Origin of the sequence: Gordonia malaquae NBRC 108250 (assembly GCF_000344135.1) — a bacterium.
In the GTDB taxonomy this organism is placed as follows: domain Bacteria; phylum Actinomycetota; class Actinomycetes; order Mycobacteriales; family Mycobacteriaceae; genus Gordonia; species Gordonia malaquae.
The window spans coordinates 35,373-51,855 of the sequence record NZ_BAOP01000011.1 but is presented as its reverse complement, the minus strand read 5'-3'; the positions used below and the strand labels follow the sequence as shown (position 1 = coordinate 51,855).

The following is a 16,483-nucleotide window of genomic DNA, read 5'->3' as shown; positions in this document are numbered from 1 at the left end:
CGTGCGTCCTAGAAGCGTGCGGCGACGGCCAGCAGGTCGAGGCTCGCGTCGATGTCGGCCTCGGACGCGCGGCGGATGTCGAAGTCGGCGATCGTGATCCCCGCGACGTCGGCGACGAGATCGTCGGGCCACGGCTCACCCGCCAGGGCGCGGTCGATCTGCGCGTCGATGATCGACCCGCCCCACTTCTGGTCCAGTTCCACCAAGCGTGCACCGTGGTAGACGCCGAGCATGTCGACGACGTCGAACCCGTCGTCCGACAGGAGTTCGGTCAGCTCGGTGGCCGAGAGCTCCCGCGTGTGGAAGGGATTGAGCGGCGTGTCGCGGCCGGGGGAGAAGGTGATGCGGTTGGGGGTGCTCATCAGCAGTTCGCCGCCGCCGCGCAGCACGCGGAAGCACTCGCGGACGAACTCGCTCTGATCCCACAGGTGCTCGATGACCTGAAAGTTGACGATCATGTCGACGGAGGCGTCGTCGAGCGGCAGGTCGATCAGATTGCCCTGGTGCACAGTCAGTTCCGGGTACACGCGGCGTGTGTGCTCGACGGCCTGCTGGTCGTAGTCGACACACGTGACCGACCGCGCGTCCCGCGCGAGCATGGATGCGCCGTAGCCCTCGCCAGAACCTGCTTCGAGGACGTCCCGGCCAGCGCAGCGGCGGAGGATGTAGTCGTAGGCGACTTCATGACGGCGGAACCAGTAGTTCTCGGCGGGGATTCCCGGGACGGTGCGCTCGCCGGTCAGGGCGAGCTGATCGGCGGGTGATCCAGCCTGCGGTTCGGTCATTTCCATGAGACTAGTGGAACAGGTTCGCGCAATCCGAACCGCGGCGGCCTGAGATATGAGAGACACCACGTTCTCGCAGAGAGGTCAAGCCGCTACAGTGAGAGAGACCCTGGGCCTTACCGGCTGGTAAGTTGCCGAACCCGATGCAGGAGGTCGACGAAGACCCATGACGAATACTGTCGTTCTGATCAAGCAGGTTCCCGATACCTGGTCTGAGCGGAAGCTCGCCGACGGCGACTACACGCTGGACCGTGAGGCTGCCGACGCCGTTCTCGATGAGATCAACGAGCGCGCAGTCGAGGAAGCGCTGCAGATCAAGGAGCGCGACGGCGGCGAGGTGACCGTGCTCTGCGCCGGTCCCGACCGCGCCACCGACGCCATCCGCAAGGCGCTCTCGATGGGTGCCGACAAGGCGATCCACATCAACGACGCGCAGCTGCACGGCAGCGACGCAGTGCAGACCGCCTACGTGATCGCCACCGCACTGGGCACCGTCGAGGGCGTCGAACTGGTCATCGCAGGCAACGAGGCGACCGACGGTCGCTCGGGTGCCGTCCCCGCGATGATCGCCGAGTACTTGGAGCTCCCGCACCTGACGCACCTGCGCAAGCTCGAGGTCGACGGCGAGACCCTCAAGGGCGAGCGTGAGACCGACGAGGGCATCTTCCACGTCGAGGCCTCCCTCCCGGCGATCGTCTCGGTCAACGAGAAGATCAATGAGCCCCGCTTCCCGTCCTTCAAGGGCATCATGGCCGCGAAGAAGAAGGAAGTCCTCGTCCTGACCCTCGCCGACCTGGGCATCGAGCCCGAGGTCGTCGGTCTGGCCAACGCGGGCAGCACCGTTACCGGCGTCACCCCGAAGGCTGAGAAGACCGCGGGCGAGCGCGTCACCGACGAAGGCGACGGCGGCACCAAGGTCGCTGAGTACCTGGTCGGCCAGAAGCTCATCTGATCCCACTCGTTCTGAGCGAATACCAAAGACATTCAGGAGAAAATCATGGCTGAAGTACTCGTGCTCGTTGAGCAGGATGCCGAGGGTGGGCTGAAGAAGGTCACCAGCGAACTCATCACCGCCGCCCGCGCACTGGGCAGCCCGGCCGCAGTCGTCGTCGGCAAGCCCGGCACGGCTGCAGGCGTCACCGGCGGTCTCGCCGAGGCAGGCGCCGAGAAGATCTACGTCGCGGAGTCGGACGACGCCGCCGCATACCTCGTCTCGCCGAAGGTCGACGTCCTGTCGACTCTCGCCGAGCAGGTCGGCGCCGCAGGCGTCCTCGTCGCCGCGACCGCAGAAGGCAAGGAAGTCGCCGGTCGTCTGGCCGTGCGTCTCGGCTCGGGTCTGCTGACCGACGTCATCGAGGTCAAGGAAGGCGGTGCCGGCGTTCACTCGATCTTCGGTGGCGCGTTCACCGTCGACGCACAGGCCGGCGGCGACACCCCGGTCATCTCGGTCCGCCCGGGTGGCGTGGAGGCCGCACCGGCCGCCGGTGCAGGCGAGGTCGTCAACGTTGAGGTTCCGGCGCAGGCCGAGAACGCCGTCAAGATCACCGGCTTCGAAGCCAACGTCGGCGGCGACCGCCCCGAGCTCACCGAGGCGTCGATCGTCGTCTCCGGTGGCCGCGGTGTCGGCTCGGCCGATCAGTTCGCCGTCGTCGAGGCACTCGCCGATTCGCTCGGCGCCGCAGTCGGCGCTTCGCGTGCGGCTGTCGACTCGGGCTACTACCCGGGACAGTTCCAGGTGGGCCAGACGGGCAAGACCGTCTCGCCCCAGCTGTACATCGCCCTGGGCATCTCGGGCGCCATCCAGCACCGTGCAGGCATGCAGACCTCGAAGACCATCGTCGCCGTCAACAAGGACGAGGAAGCACCGATCTTCGAGATCAGCGACTTCGGCATCGTCGGCGACCTCTTCAACGTCGCTCCGCAGCTGACCGAGGAGATCAACAAGCGCAAGTGAGCGCTGTGATCACCCTTCGGTGAGTCGTCACAGAACACCCCGTCGCACTCGGTGCGGCGGGGTGTTCTTGCGTCGCGGGCAAACACGACATCGGTGAGACGTCAGGGTTGCGGGGCGGGAAACGCCGCGTCGAGGAGTTCACGGGGCGTGTGCGAACACGACACGTCGACGTGACCGCGACGCCGCTCCGGTCGCCTTGACTGCAGGCATGACAGTGATTCAGGTTGCAGCGAACAGCGCACGTACTCGCCGGGTGCTCCTGGCGGGTGGCGACTACGAAGTGACGATCACCGAAGACTCGGCCGACGTCGACGCGGCACAGCGTCTGCGTTTCGAGGTCTTCAACAACGAGCCCGGATACTCCGATTCGATCGGTGACGCGGCGTCGGGCCGCGACGCCGACCGATTCGACGACTTCTGCGAGCACCTGCTCGTGCGTCATCTCCCGACCGACAAGCTCGTCGGCTGCGCTCGTGTCCTCCCGCCGCCCCGCGCCATCGCAGCGGGCGGCTGGTACTCGGCGGGCGAGTTCGACCTGGACGAACTCGACCCGATCCGCGGGGAGACCGTCGAGATGGGCCGTGCCGTTGTCGACCCCGATCACCGCAGCGGATCGGTGACGGCGATGCTCTGGGCCGCGCTGCTCGGCTACCTCGAGGAAGGCGCCTACCGGTACATGATGGGCTGCGTGTCCGTGCCGCTCGAATCACCGCTCGGCCGTGGACGTGAGCTCCGAGGCATCCGGGACCTCTCCCGCGACAAATACCGCGGACAGTGGCAGGCGTTCCCGCACATCCGAGTCGAGGTCGACGGCAAGTCCCTCGACGAGCTGGAGCCACCGGAGACCCTCCGCCTGCCCGCACTCCTGAAGGGGTACACCAGGCTCGGCGCCCGAGTCTGCGGTGAACCCGCATTCGACGAGGTCTTCGACGTCGGCGACTTCCTGACAGTCCTCGACCGCCACCAGGGCGAGGCGCGCTACGTCGAACGACTCCGCGGCGCGATGGCCCGGATGAAGAGCGCGGACTAGCGGGCCCGGGGCAGCGACACCATGACGAACACGACCGTGAACCAATGGGTGCCGCACAGCCCGTGCGGCGCGGCATGCGTGCCGGAGACCAAGCGAGTGTCGAGGCTGCGGTCGACGGCCCGGATGACCGGGTTCGCTTTCGCCGCAGTCGTACTGCTGACGGTCGGGCTGATCACCGTGCTCGTTCCGCGACGAGCCCGGCACGGTTACTGGCGGGGGAGCGCGCGCGTCTGCCTCCGGTCGATGGGCGTGCGGCTCACGGTCGAGGATCGACGTCCCGACGAGGCACGTCGAATTCGGGGAGCCCTCATCGTGGCCAACCACGTCTCCTTCCTCGACATCGTCGCGATGGCGTCGGTCGCGCCGGCCCGGTTCGTCGCCAAGCACGAGGTGGCGCAGATGGCGGGCTTCGGGATCGTCGCCAAGGCGTTCGGCGTCCTCTCGCACGTCCGCGGAGATCTCCGACTGCTGCGACCGATGATCGACAAGGTCACCGGGATCCTCGACCGTGGCCGTGCCGTGGCGGTGTTCCCGGAGGGCACCACCTGGTGCGGTGCGGCGTCCGGGCGGTTCCGCCCGGCGTTCTTCCAGGCGGCCGTCGACGCGGGAGTCCCCGTCCTGCCGATGCGGCTGACGTACAGCGAGTCGGGTCGCCCGACGACTATCGCCGGGTTCATCGGCGACGACACGATCGGCGCCACGTTCATGCGCATCGTGACCGCTCCCGAGCTCGTCGTCACGCTCACCGTCTTCGACCTGCAGCTCCCCGCGCCCGACCGCCTCGAGCTCGCGAAATCGGTGCAACGGCTCGTGAACCCGGCCGTCGACCTCTCCGACCGCCTGGTTCCGGTCGATCTCGTCGACACGGCGCGCCCGGCGCCGAGCCCCGTCTGACCCGACCGGGCCGCACGGGAACAACGCGCCAAGTCCGCGACAAGGCGACTCCAAGCCGTCGCGACCACGGTGTCCTCATCGACTACTCGAGAGGACACCCTCATGACCGACACGACTCAGCGGTGGGACGCCCGCCGCCGGATCACCCTCGCCGCAGTTTGTGCGGCCACCGCGATGCTGATGCTCGACATCGCGGTGGTCAACACGGCACTGCCTGCGATATCCCTCGACTTCGCCGCCGACCTCGGGGGACTCAAGTGGGTCATCGACGGCTACACCCTGGCGCTCGCATCGACCGTCCTCAGCGCGGGCGCGTGGGCCGACCGAGTGGGACGTCGACGGGTGTTCACGATCGGCGCGGTCGTCTTCACCGCGTCGTCGGTGTGGTGTGCGAGCGCCGACGGGATGCTGCTGCTGAACCTCGCTCGGGTTGCGCAGGGACTGGGCGCGTCGTTGCTGTTCGCGACCTCGCTGGCGCTCCTGGCGAACGCGTTCCCCGCCGGTCGTGAGCGTGCGACCGCACTCGCCGCATACGGCGCCACCATCGGTGCCGCGTTCGCCGTCGGCCCGCTGCTAGGCGGCGTGCTGACCGAGTGGCTCGACTGGCGCGCCATCTTTCTGATCAATGTGCCGGTCGGTCTGCTCATGCTGATCGGAGTCAGGTGGATCGACGAATCGCGCAGCGCGTCGCCCCGCCGCGGCGACTGGCTCGGTCAGCTGACGGCCATTGTCGCCCTGGCGGCGTTGACCGACGGATTCTTCGAGGCGGCGGAGGACGGATGGTCCGCGCCTCGCACCCTCGTCGTGTTCGCGGTCGCCGGGATCGCGTTCGTGGCCTTCCTGATCGTCGAGGCGTCCGTCGCCGAGCCGATGCTGCCGTTGGGACTGTTCGCGACTCGCGCGTTCGCCGGAGCACAGTGCGCGACGTTCGCGATCTCCGCGTCGATGTTCGCTGTGTTCGTGTACGTCACCCTGTATCTGCAAGGCGTGCTCGGGATGTCGCCCATCGAGGCGGGCCTGGTCTACCTTCCCGGTACCGCGGTGATGCTGATCGTCGCGGGAGCCACCGACAGACTGATGCTTCTCGTGGCGCCGCGGACACTGATCACGACGTCGTTGATCGCGGTGGCCGGTGGACTGGCGTGGATGACGATCGCCACGGTCGACGGGTCCGGGTGGAATCTGGTGCCGGGCTTCCTGCTGTCGTGCATCGGGGCAGGCGTCTTCAACCCGGTGCTGTCGGCCGTCGTGCTGTCCGAGAGCGGCGCAGACGACCTCGGACTCGCCACCGGCGTGAACGACGTGTTCCGACAGTCCGGCATAGCGCTCGGCGTGGCAGCGCTCGGCGCGGTGTTCCCGGCGCAGTCGGCCTTCGTCCCCGACGCCGCGCAGGAGTTCACCGACGCACTGGTCGTCGCGCTCTGGATCAGCTGTGGTGTGGCGGCAGTCGGTGCGCTGGTCGCGGCGGCGACGCTGGGTCGTGCCGTGCTCGGGGTTCCGCCGAGCGAGGAGTCCGGACGATTGACGCGAACCGGATCGGTCGGGGCGCTTCCAGTCGTAGGATCGCCTCGTGGATGAACGAGTCGATGCGTGAGTACCGTGCGCTCGGCCCCCTGACCGTTCTTCGAGACGGCGTACTGGTCGACCTGGGCTCACCCAAGCAGCGGGCGGTCCTCGCGGCGCTGCTGCTCGGTCGTGGGGCCGTGGTGTCACGGGACCGGCTGATGGACGCGGTGTGGGGCGATCAACCGCCGCCCGCGGCGGGCACCAGCCTGCAGGCGTACATCTCCAACCTGCGCAGGCTCCTCCGGGACTCAGGCGGGGAGGCGTCGCCCATCCAACGGGTGAGTCCCGGATACCGCCTGGATCTCGGAGACGACGCGTTCGACGTCGCGGACTTCGAACGGTTAGCTCACACTGCTCAGGACGCTCGCCGCGAGAACAGGTGGGACGATGCGCTGGGCTTGTCGGCGAAGGCGCTCGATCTGTGGCGCGGCGGCCTGCTCGCCGAGTTCGGTGATCTCGAGTGGGTCGCCGTCCCGGCGGCGGCGCTCACCGAGACGTGGCGGGGAGTCGCGGAGATCCATGTGACGGCGCTGCTCGCGAAAGGCGAGATCACCGCGGCACTGGGTGAGATAGCGTCCCTCCGCTCGACTGACGTGCTTCGGGAGCGGGGCGTCTGGCTGCACATGATCGCCCTCTACCGCGCCGGTCGGGCCGCCGAATCACTCGCCGTGTTCGCCGCTCACACGCGGGCGATCGGCGACGAGCTCGGGCTCGACCCGGGTGTCGAGTTGAGCGAGCTCCAAGGCGCGATTCTGCGTCACGACCCGGAGATCGCGGCCTGGCCGCGGCCGCCGCACTGGCCGGGCGCCGAGGAGACGAGGGAGCCTGCCGTCGACGACGCGGCATCGATCGCGATGTCAGACGAGACTCGTCGTGCAGCGCCGGCGCCACTGGTCGGACGGGCAGCGCTGGTCCAGCGGATCGCCGGACTCTACACTGCGGACCGAATCGGAACCCGGTGGCTGGCGCTCGTCGGGCCCGCGGGCATCGGCAAGACCCGCCTCGCACAGGAAGCCGCGCGTCTCGCCGAGGAGCACGGGGAGACCGCGCTCTGGGTCCGATGCCCGGACGCAGAGGGCATCCCCGCGTGGTGGCCGCTGCGCCAGCTGTGCCGTTCCCTCGGCGCCGACCCGGACGACGTCCTCTCCATCCCGGCCGGGGTGGACGCCGACACCGCCCGGTTCGCCGTCTACGAACGGGTTCAGGCGGTGCTGGAGGCGGCGGCGCCGCTCACGGTCGTCGTCGACGACGTGCAGTGGGCCGACGCCATGACGGCGGGCCTGCTCGGGTATCTGGCGTCGGTCATGACGCAGCCTCGGCTCACCGTGCTCCTCACAGTGCGCGAAGAAGAGGCCTGCGCCGCGACCCTGCGCCTTCGCGACGCATTGGTCCGCGCAGGCGGTGACGTCCTCGGGGTGTCGGGCCTGACCGAGAACGAGGTCGCCGATCTGGTGCGGGCCGTCGCCGACGACCTCTCGCCGACCGACGCCGCCGAGATCGCGGTCCGCACGGGCGGAAATCCGCTGTTCGTCACCGAATACGCCCGCCTTCCTGCGAGCGAACGCGCCGGGATGATGCCCGAAGCCGTTCGGTCGGTCCTCGGCAGACGGCTCGACACGCTCGATCCGCCGGTTCGAGAGGTGATCGGGTACGCGTCGCTGCTCGGCGAGGACATCGACGTCTCGTTCCTGGCCAGAGTCATGGACCGCTCGACCGCCGACGTGGCGGACTGCCTCGACGAAGCGGCCGACGAACGGATCGTGGTCTGGGCGTCGTCTGGCGGGCAGCCGGAGTTCGCGCACGGCCTGCTGAGAGAACAGGCTGCTGCATCGCTGGCGCCGTTGCGTCGCTGTCGTATGCATCAGCGGATCGCCGATGTGCTCGGCGACGTCGACGGAGTCGGAGCCACCGAGGCCAGGGCCGGGCATCTGCTGGAGGCGTTGCCGGTGGCCGACGTCGACGCCGTGGTGCGAGCGTGTCGCGCGGCGGCCGAACAGGCGTCGGCGCGATGGGATTCCGAGAGCACCGCCCACTGGTACGAACGCGCGCTCACCACGTACGAGTCGACCGTGGGCGGCGACGCCGATGTCGGGGTGCGCGACGGGCTCCTGGTCGCGATGCTGCGGGCGAATGCGCGCGCCGGGCGCGCCCAGCACGTGCTCGACACCGTGTGCAGCCGGTTGTCCGACGCTGTCGCCGACCGGTCCGGCGACACCGCGGGCCGCGTCGCTCGAACACTGCTGCGAGCCGGCGGCGGATGGCCGTGGATGTCGCCTGCCGAGGAGCCCGGCGAGCTGCACGCAGTTCTCGAACAGGCCGCCGTGACGTTCGAGGGTCGACCCGACGCACTCGTCGGCATTCTCGGCGCCCTCGCGATCGGCAACTGTTACCACCGTGACGCAGAGGTTCCCGCCGGGCTGCTGCGACGAGCCGACGAGGCGGCCGCCGCAGTCGGGGATCCCGATGCGTTCGCCGACGCGGCGCTGGCCCGGCTCATCACCTACTCGGGCGTCGCGTCGCACGCGACCGAGCAGGTGGCGCTCGCGCGACGCATCGCCGAACTGCCGCACGCCGACGCTGACGTCGACGCGGTGATCACCGACTCGGTCATCACCATGGCGGCGTTCACCCTCGGGGACCTCGAATCGACGGTGTCGCACATGAGTCGGGCCATCGTGGGCAGTGAGCGCATGCGACTGCCGGTGCTTCGCGCTCAGCTGAGGTGGATGGAGATGGCGCTGGCGGTGTGGCACGCCGACTTCGACCTGGCGCGCGAGCACTTCCGCGTCGCGATGACGGTGCACCGGCAGACGGAGCTGTACGTCGCCGGGTCGGGCATGCTGGCGTTGATGGCGCTCGCCGGGCAGCAGGGCGTGGGCGAACTCGTCGACGAGGTCCTCGGCACCGACGAGAGCGGCCGGATGGACTGGGCGGCCGCCACGGTCGCTGCCTCGCCCGACAATCAGGTGGCCCGTCTCATGGCGGCGGGTGTCGCGACAGTCGCCTGGACACAGGGCGACGAGGCCACGGTCCGCGAGATGATCGAGATCTGGTCGAACGACGACCACCCGATGTTCTGGACGTCGCTCGCGCAGGCGACGGTGCTCGCCGACCTGGTCGCCGAACTCGGCCTCGTCGACCATGCGGCGGGCTTCCTCGAGTACCTCGCACCGTTCGCCGGGTGCATCGCCACGGTCGGCCAGGTCGGCTGCGTCGGCCCGGTGGACCTGGCGTTGGCACGTCTGCACTACCTGATCGACGACGCGGTGGCGGGGGATGCGGCGCTCGACCGTGCTCGCGAGGTGTGCACGTCTGCCCTCAGCCCGTCCGGGCTGCTCAGATGCCGCCTGGTCGAGGCGTCGAGGATGCCGGGCGGACCCGCGCGCGAGGCCGCACTCGCAGCCGTCGTCGAGGATGCTCGCGGCCTCGGACTGCCGCGCGTCGAGGCGAGCGCCCGCGCGCTGCGCGGGTGACCCGACCGGGTCCAAGCGCACTCCAAGAGTCCGGCAAGCGGTGGCCGACACGCTGTCCTCACAGCACCGGCGACGTGCCGCTGCCGACCCCGAGGAGCCCACCGTGACCACTGAATCAGCCCGCCGCGTCGACCGCGCCGACATCGCAGCTCTGCGGTCGTCGGTCCGCGGCGAGGTCCACCGTCCGACCGATGCCGGCTACGAGACCATCGCCTTCAACGTCGCCGTGTCCAGGCGCCCATGGGCGGTGATCGACGTCCTGGACGCGGCCGACGTCGCGGCCGTGATGGAGTTCGCGGCCGCGAACGGGATGACGGTCGCCGTGCACGCCACCGGACACGGCGCCACCGAGATCGACGGCGACACCCTGCTCGTCCGCACCCGACGCCTCGACGGTCTGCACGTCGACGCGGTCTCCAGGACGGCGCGTGTCGGCGCAGGCCTGCGCTGGCAGGCGGTGATCGATGCGGCTGCGCCTCTCGGTCTGGCGCCGGTCTGCGGTTCGGCTCCCGGTGTCGGCGTCGTCGGGCTGCTGACCGGCGCGGGGATCGGACCGATGGTCCGGGCTCTCGGAAGCTCGGCGGATCACGTGCGCGAGTTCACCGTCGTGACCGGCGACGGCCGTGTCCACCGAGCGGCCCCTGACGAGAACCCCGAGCTGTTCTGGGGGCTTCGCGGTGGCAAGGGAACCCTCGGGGTGGTGGTCGAGACGGTGATCGATCTGCTCCCGCTGCGGGGCTTCTACGGCGGCGCCCTGTACTTCGACGGCGACGACGCCGCTGCCGTGCTGCACGCATGGCGCGTATGGACGCAGACTCTGCCCGACGACGTCGACACGTCTGTCGCGCTCCTGCGGCTGCCCGAGATGCCAGGCGTCCCGCCGATGCTCGCAGGTCGACTGACCGTCGCCGTGCGGTTCGCGAGCCTCGCCGATCCCGACACCGCAGCGGGCGTCCTCGCACCGATGCGGGCGATCGCGCAGCCGGTCCTGGACGCCGTCGCGCCGATGCCCTACGCGGCGATCGGTGCGATCCATGCTGACCCGACCGATCCGGTGCCGGTGTGCGAGGACTCGGCTCTGCTGCGTGAGGTGACCGCCGACACCGTCGTCGCATTGCTCGACGAGGCCGGGCCCACGGTCCCGAGTCCACTGCTGATGGTGGAGATCCGCCTGCTCGGTGGTGCGCTGGCCCACGCCGACGCCGCGCACAGCGCACTCAGCCACCGCGACGCCGCGGCCAACGTTCAGGTGGTCGGAGTGCTCGCACCGCCGATCGCCGACGCTGTTCCGAAGGCGGTGTCGTCCCTGATCTCCGCGCTGGCGCCGTTCAGCGACGGTGCACGGCTGCCGAACTTCACCGCGTCCTCCGATCCGGCGGTGATCGCTCGGTGCTACAACGACGACACACGCGCTTGGCTCGGTGCGCTCGCCCGGCAGTACGACCCGGCGGACGTGCTCGCCGTCGGCCAGGTGGTCCGATGATTTCTTCCCCCTCACCGGGCGCGGCTATCGTGGTGGGGTCATGTCCACGCCCCAGCAGCCTGCCTACCTCGACAACGCAGCGTCCACCGCACTCGTCGCGGAGGCTCGTGCGGCGATGGAGTCGGCCTGGGCGAGGCCGGGCAACTCGTCGTCGCTGCACGGTTCGGGGCGACGGGCCCGCCGCATCCTCGAGGAGTCGCGCGAGTCGATCGCGCGCGACCTGGGAGCTCGGCCCTCCGAGGTGATCTTCACCAGCGGCGGCACCGAGTCGGACAATCTTGCACTCAAAGGCATCTACGCCGCCCGGCGACGCGAGGACGACCGTCGACGCACCGTCGTCGTGTCGGCCGTCGAGCACCATGCGATCCTCGATCCCGCGCAGTGGCTCGCCGATGAAGCCGGCGCGAACCTCGCGGTGCTGCCCGTAGACGAGAACGGGGTGGTCAGCGTCGCCGCGTTGCGTGAGTTGCTCGCATCCGACGCCGACTCGGTCGCGGTCATCTCGGTGATGTGGGCGAACAACGAGGTCGGCACCGTCCAACCCATCGCCGAAGTCGCCAGGCTCGGCGCAGAGTACGGCGTACCGGTGCACTCGGACGCCATCGCCGCCGCGGGGCATCTGCCGATCGACTTCGCCGAGAGCGGACTGTCGGCGCTGAGCATCGCCGGCCACAAGTTCGGCGGACCACAGGGCACGGGTGCGCTCCTTCTGCAGCGAGACGTGGCCTGCACCCCGTTGCTTCACGGCGGCGGCCATGAACGAGACATCCGATCCGGTACGCAGGACGTTCCCGCCGCCGCCGGGATGGCGGCGGCGTTGCGGGCGGCCGTCACGCATCGTGATGCGCACAACGCTCACGTCGTCGCCCTTCGCGACCGTCTGCGCGACGTGCTGGTCGCGGTCGGCGGCGTTCAAGTGAACGGCGCCCTCGGACATCCGGACGCGGCCGATGCGCTGCCGGGGATCGTCCACGTGTCGTTCGACGGCTGCGAAGGCGATTCGCTGCTCATGCTGCTCGACGCCAAGGGCGTGGAGTGCTCAACCGGTTCCGCGTGCACCGCAGGCGTGGCGGCTGCGAGTCACGTGCTCTTGGCGATGGGCCTGGACATGGGCACAGCGCGCGGTTCGTTGCGCTTTTCGCTGGCCCACGACAACAACAACGACGATGTGACCGCGGTCGCCGATGTGATCGGCGACGTGGTCGACAGGGCACGAGCGGCGGGCCTGCTCAGTGCGGGGTCTCGAACGGGAGGGAGACGCTGATGCGTGTACTTGCAGCGATGAGCGGTGGAGTCGACTCGGCGGTCGCCGCTGCACGGGCGGTCGAAGCGGGACACGACGTCGTCGGTGTCCACTTGGCACTGTCGACGGCGCCGGGAGCACTGCGTACCGGATCGCGCGGCTGCTGTTCGCGCGAAGACGCCGACGACGCTCGGCGTGCCGCCGACGTGTTGGGCATCCCGTTCTACGTGTGGGACTTCGCCGACCGGTTCAAGGAAGACGTCATCGACGAGTTCGTCGCGTCGTACGCCGCGGGGGAGACTCCCAATCCCTGCCTCTCGTGCAACGAGAAGATCAAGTTCTCGGCACTGGCCGAGCGGGCGGAGGCGCTCGGCTTCGACGCCCTCGCGACCGGCCACTACGCGCGCTTGGAGAACGGCGAGCTGCGGCGCGCAGTCGACGACGACAAGGATCAGTCGTACGTGCTAGCCGTACTCGACCACGAGCAGCTGTCGCGGGCGATGTTCCCCATCGGCGACACTCCGAAGCCGCAGATCCGTGAAGAGGCGGAGAGACGAGGCCTGTCGGTCGCGAACAAACCCGACTCGCACGACATCTGCTTCATTCCGACGGGCGACACACGCGCATTCCTCGGTGCGCGGATCGGCATCCGCCCCGGTGCGGTGATCGAGAAGTCGACGGGCGAGAAGCTCGCCGACCATGACGGTGTGCACGGATTCACCATCGGGCAGCGCAAGGGACTCGGCATCGAGGGGCCAGGCCCGGACGGAGCGCCACGCTACGTCACTGGAATCGACCCGGAGACCGGCACGGTCACCGTTGGGTCGGCCGCCGACCTCGACGTCTCCTCGATCATCGCCGCGCGTGCGATCTGGACGTCGGGCGTCACTCCGGACGGACCGGTCGAATGCACCGTCCAGGTGCGTGCTCACGGCGGGCTCGCACCAGCGGTCGCGACCCCGATCGAGGTCGACGGCGGACCGGGAGTCCGCATCGACCTGCGGAGCCCGCTACGCGGCGTCGCCCGAGGGCAGGCAGCTGTGCTGTACGCCGCAGACGAGGCGAACGGCGACCTCGTCCTCGGCTGCAGCCGCATCGCCGACACCGTCCAGGTCACTCGGTGACATTCGTCGGCTCGCGGGTGCCGACCGGACTCGGCACCGGGCTCGGGCCGATGCCGGGCGTCGACCCTGCGGAAGCCGTCGCCGTCGTCTCGGGGGAGACCGACTTCGCCTTCGTGCCGGAACTGCCCGCCCGCGGAATCGGCGCCGATCCCGTGGGCCGTGCGGGTGCAGTCCTGATCGACATGCCGTTCGAGATGATCCACGACGCGTACCGGCTCACCTCTCGGCCCGGGTCGGTGACCAGGCGAGCGCGCGACCTGCTGGCCAGGGACCTCGACGCACTCGAGGAGCACTGGGATTCGAACGGTCTGATCGATACTGGGAAGCTCCTCAAAGTGCAGCTGTGCGGACCGTTCACCTACTCGGCACAGGTCGAGCTCCGGAACGGGCACAAGGTGGTCCGTGACCGCGGCGCTCGACTCGACGTCGTCGCGTCGATGACCGACGGCCTCGTCGAGCATGTGAAGGAACTGCGGCGCAGGCTGGGCGCGGAGGTCGTCGTGCAACTCGACGAACAGCAGATCGACGCCGTGTTGAACGGCAGCGTGCAACCGCTCACCAGGCTGGACGCCATCCCGCCCGTGCCGATGTCGCTGATCGTCCAGCGATTCGAGGAGATGGCCGCGGCGATCGGCACGCCGATGATCCTGCACGGCGCGAGCACTCCGCAGTCCGCGTTGGTCAGGATGCTGCCGTCGTACGCGGTCACCGTCGACCTGTCGACTCCGTCGACCGACATCGGGAAGGACCGGATGGCCGAGTTCCTCGACGCGGGCGGCGTGATGCTCGCAGGGGTGGTCCCGACCTCTCGGCCGGCGGTGGAGCCGCGCCCGGAGGAGATCGCTCAGGGCTTGGCTCGTCTCATGGACGAGATCGGGATGAACCGCTCGGTCCTGCGCGACAACGTCGTCGTGACACCGCACAGCGGCCTCGCCGACGCCGCGCCGTCGTGGGCCGCCAGCGCGCTTCGCATCGCGTCGCAGACCGCCGAACTCCTCGCATCAGACCCCGCAGCGCTCTAAGACGCGATGGGCGATCCAGACGGAACGCGCCGCTCGGTCGTCCCCTGCTCGTTGAGCGAGCGAAGCGAGTCGAAGCGAGTCGACGTCCCCGACGGACTATCCGTCCAACAGCGCGATGGCACGTTTGGGTGCGATCTGCCGGAACGCGGCGTCGAGGAGCTCTGCGACCTCCTCCCAGTCACAGTCCAGTGCGAGGTCGATCCCCAGCCAGCCGTACGCGCCGACGTACGCCGGAACGAAGAACCGCTCGTCCTGGACCAGGGCGTCGCGCTCGGCCGGATCCGGGACGAAGAGCAGTGCGTTGTCGTGGACGATCTTCGTCTCGCCCTTTCGAGAGCCGCCGTACATCGCGAACATCTTCCCGCAGCGGAACGTCGGCCGACCGTGCGCGACCTTCTCGGTCGCCTCGGGTAGGGCGAGTGCACGTTCACGAAGGAGCGCGAGGATCGGGTCGGCGTCGTCGAACATGATCGGGTGCGGCATGTGGCCAGCGTATGCGTGGATCACCACCAGGGACCAGGATAGGTTCCGTTCGTGTCCTTCACGAGCTGAAGACGGTCCGGTTCGAGGGTGCCGGAGTGGCTGACGATCGTCCATCCTTCGATTCGACCGACCGGCCTCACGGTCCAGCCCTTCGACACTGTCCGTCCCGTCCGCAGGTCGATGACCGGGTTGTCGGCGCCGTCGTCGACGTAGAGGTAGTGGTCGGCCAGCGCGTTCTTGGCGGGGGACGTCTCCTTCGTCGAGTCGAGCAGGACGGTGCCGGTGGACATGTCGACCACCCAGCTGTTGCCGATCTTGACCACGCTGCCCCACACCCGCGGATCCCCAGGCAGCGCGTCTTTGAACGGTGTGGTGATCTTCTTGCCGCTGACGGTGTCCATCAATACGATCCGGTTGGTCGAACTGACCCGGTAGACGACGAACCGACCGACCGCGGCGTAGACGGACGGATTGTCGGGGAGCGGCGTCGATCCTCGCGGAGTCGTGCGGATCCAGTCCAATCGTCCGATCTTCAGAACAGCGTCGGGCTTGTCGAGGACCACGCGGGTGATGTCGCCGTTCACCGACATGTCCACGCCGTCGATGTCGTTCACGTTGCGGGGCGAGAACGGGAAGACATTGGTGACCGTCGGCTTCATGTGGTCGTCCAAGGTGACGAGCTTGAGGCCACGGCCCGGTGCGACGCGTCCTCCACCGACGTCGATGCCGACTTCGCCCAGGAAGAAGCCTCCGGGAAACGACTTGAAGTCGATGTAGTCCGGCCCGGTTCCGGGCGTGAGGATGCTGGACAGGTCGACGGCGTCGTCGGCTGAACCGCCGCGCACTTTGATCGCGTACACTTCACCGCGGCGTTTCTCGCCGGATCGACCCTGGGCCGAGGCGACTATCGTCGACGCATAGACGACGACGGGATCCTTCGGATCACCGGTGATCACGCATTCGAGGTGTTCGGACTTCTCACCGGCCCGATCGGGTCGGGGCAGCGGGACCGGCAGCCACGTGCCCGACGTCACGTCGAACACTGTGTGATCGGTGTCGGCTCCGCGGCTCCCCGGCACTGGATATCCCGCATTCCCCGGGTTGTTGCACGTGTTCGCGATCGTCTGATTCGTGATCCACGCATCGGACGACAGGTCGACGGTCGTGCTGTCGGCGGTCGTCGTGGTCGGGGCCGTCGAGCTGACGTGGTCGCTCGATGTGGTGGCGGGGACGGGGTCGTCGGGCCCTGTCGATCGGGCCGAACATGACGACACGGCGAGGACTGCAGAGATAGTGACGGTTGCGATCGCTCCGCGCGAGTACGTGAACACCGGGCAAACCTAGTTCGCCTCGGTCGGCGTGGGCAATCAACCGATCGATCGATTGCGACCGAAGTGGAAGCGATCTGTTGTCGTAGGGCTTCGAT

The 16,483-nt window shown here is 68.9% G+C and carries 13 protein-coding genes; 10 read left to right on the top strand and 3 right to left on the bottom strand.

The genetic code is table 11. The features are described 5' to 3' along the window. Positions 1 to 8: 8 nt before the first annotated feature. Complete coding sequence (locus GM1_RS08790) at positions 9 to 791, bottom strand: class I SAM-dependent methyltransferase (protein ID WP_008378148.1); 783 nt, start codon at positions 789 to 791, stop codon at positions 9 to 11. Positions 792 to 951: 160 nt separating this feature from the next. On the opposite strand from GM1_RS08790, the gene GM1_RS08785 reads away from it, so the two are divergent. The 10 genes from GM1_RS08785 to GM1_RS08740 all read left to right on the top strand — a co-directional run bounded on the left by GM1_RS08785 (position 952) and on the right by GM1_RS08740 (position 14,574). Beyond that, positions 952 to 1,737 carry an electron transfer flavoprotein subunit beta/FixA family protein gene (locus GM1_RS08785; RefSeq protein ID WP_008378147.1) on the top strand — a complete coding sequence of 262 codons (786 nt, stop codon included), beginning with the start codon at positions 952 to 954 and terminating at the stop codon, positions 1,735 to 1,737. 45 nt (positions 1,738 to 1,782) lie between these two features. Beyond that, positions 1,783 to 2,739 carry an electron transfer flavoprotein subunit alpha/FixB family protein gene (locus GM1_RS08780; RefSeq protein WP_008378145.1) on the top strand — a complete coding sequence of 319 codons (957 nt, stop codon included), beginning with the start codon at positions 1,783 to 1,785 and terminating at the stop codon, positions 2,737 to 2,739. A gap of 208 nt (positions 2,740 to 2,947) precedes the next feature. After that, positions 2,948 to 3,769: a GNAT family N-acetyltransferase gene (locus GM1_RS08775; protein ID WP_040519748.1), complete on the top strand. Its 822-nt coding sequence runs from the start codon at positions 2,948 to 2,950 to the stop codon at positions 3,767 to 3,769. Positions 3,770 to 3,790: 21 nt separating this feature from the next. Next, positions 3,791 to 4,663, top strand: coding sequence for a lysophospholipid acyltransferase family protein (locus GM1_RS08770; RefSeq protein ID WP_008378142.1), 873 nt, complete (start codon positions 3,791 to 3,793; stop codon positions 4,661 to 4,663). 102 nt (positions 4,664 to 4,765) lie between these two features. Beyond that, a complete protein-coding gene (locus GM1_RS08765) occupies positions 4,766 to 6,241 on the top strand; it encodes an MFS transporter (protein ID WP_008378140.1) in 1,476 nt (491 codons plus the stop codon). An 8-nt stretch (positions 6,242 to 6,249) separates the two neighbouring features. Then, positions 6,250 to 9,702 carry an ATP-binding protein gene (locus GM1_RS08760; RefSeq protein WP_040519771.1) on the top strand — a complete coding sequence of 1,151 codons (3,453 nt, stop codon included), beginning with the start codon at positions 6,250 to 6,252 and terminating at the stop codon, positions 9,700 to 9,702. Between the two features lie 103 nt (positions 9,703 to 9,805). Further along, positions 9,806 to 11,185: an FAD-binding oxidoreductase gene (locus tag GM1_RS08755; RefSeq protein ID WP_040519770.1), complete on the top strand. Its 1,380-nt coding sequence runs from the start codon at positions 9,806 to 9,808 to the stop codon at positions 11,183 to 11,185. Positions 11,186 to 11,225: 40 nt separating this feature from the next. Beyond that, positions 11,226 to 12,449, top strand: coding sequence for a cysteine desulfurase family protein (locus GM1_RS08750; RefSeq protein WP_008378137.1), 1,224 nt, complete (start codon positions 11,226 to 11,228; stop codon positions 12,447 to 12,449). After that, positions 12,449 to 13,552 carry a tRNA 2-thiouridine(34) synthase MnmA gene (gene mnmA / locus GM1_RS08745; protein WP_008378136.1) on the top strand — a complete coding sequence of 368 codons (1,104 nt, stop codon included), beginning with the start codon at positions 12,449 to 12,451 and terminating at the stop codon, positions 13,550 to 13,552. The genes GM1_RS08750 and mnmA overlap by 1 nt, the downstream gene beginning before the upstream one ends. Continuing rightward, complete coding sequence (locus GM1_RS08740; RefSeq protein WP_008378135.1) at positions 13,549 to 14,574, top strand: uroporphyrinogen decarboxylase/cobalamine-independent methonine synthase family protein; 1,026 nt, start codon at positions 13,549 to 13,551, stop codon at positions 14,572 to 14,574. Before mnmA ends, GM1_RS08740 begins: the two co-directional genes overlap by 4 nt. 96 nt (positions 14,575 to 14,670) lie before the next feature. Here the strand turns inward: GM1_RS08740 and GM1_RS08735 are convergent, their stop codons facing one another. After that, positions 14,671 to 15,057, bottom strand: a complete 387-nt coding sequence (locus GM1_RS08735) for an MmcQ/YjbR family DNA-binding protein (RefSeq protein WP_040519769.1) — start codon at positions 15,055 to 15,057, stop codon at positions 14,671 to 14,673. Positions 15,058 to 15,077: 20 nt separating this feature from the next. Further along, complete coding sequence (locus GM1_RS08730) at positions 15,078 to 16,388, bottom strand: hypothetical protein (protein ID WP_008378133.1); 1,311 nt, start codon at positions 16,386 to 16,388, stop codon at positions 15,078 to 15,080. Positions 16,389 to 16,483: the final 95 nt, after the last annotated feature.

Bases quoted from the DNA above. Each gene is read 5' to 3' on its own strand.
- GM1_RS08790 (WP_008378148.1), bottom strand. From the start codon at position 791: ATGGAAATGACCGAACCGCAGGCTGGATCACCCGCCGATCAGCTCGCC.
- GM1_RS08785 (WP_008378147.1), top strand. From the start codon at position 952: ATGACGAATACTGTCGTTCTGATCAAGCAGGTTCCCGATACCTGGTCT.
- GM1_RS08780 (WP_008378145.1), top strand. From the start codon at position 1,783: ATGGCTGAAGTACTCGTGCTCGTTGAGCAGGATGCCGAGGGTGGGCTG.
- GM1_RS08775 (WP_040519748.1), top strand. From the start codon at position 2,948: ATGACAGTGATTCAGGTTGCAGCGAACAGCGCACGTACTCGCCGGGTG.
- GM1_RS08770 (WP_008378142.1), top strand. From the start codon at position 3,791: ATGACGAACACGACCGTGAACCAATGGGTGCCGCACAGCCCGTGCGGC.
- GM1_RS08765 (WP_008378140.1), top strand. From the start codon at position 4,766: ATGACCGACACGACTCAGCGGTGGGACGCCCGCCGCCGGATCACCCTC.
- GM1_RS08760 (WP_040519771.1), top strand. From the start codon at position 6,250: ATGCGTGAGTACCGTGCGCTCGGCCCCCTGACCGTTCTTCGAGACGGC.
- GM1_RS08750 (WP_008378137.1), top strand. From the start codon at position 11,226: ATGTCCACGCCCCAGCAGCCTGCCTACCTCGACAACGCAGCGTCCACC.
- mnmA (WP_008378136.1), top strand. From the start codon at position 12,449: ATGCGTGTACTTGCAGCGATGAGCGGTGGAGTCGACTCGGCGGTCGCC.
- GM1_RS08735 (WP_040519769.1), bottom strand. From the start codon at position 15,057: ATGCCGCACCCGATCATGTTCGACGACGCCGACCCGATCCTCGCGCTC.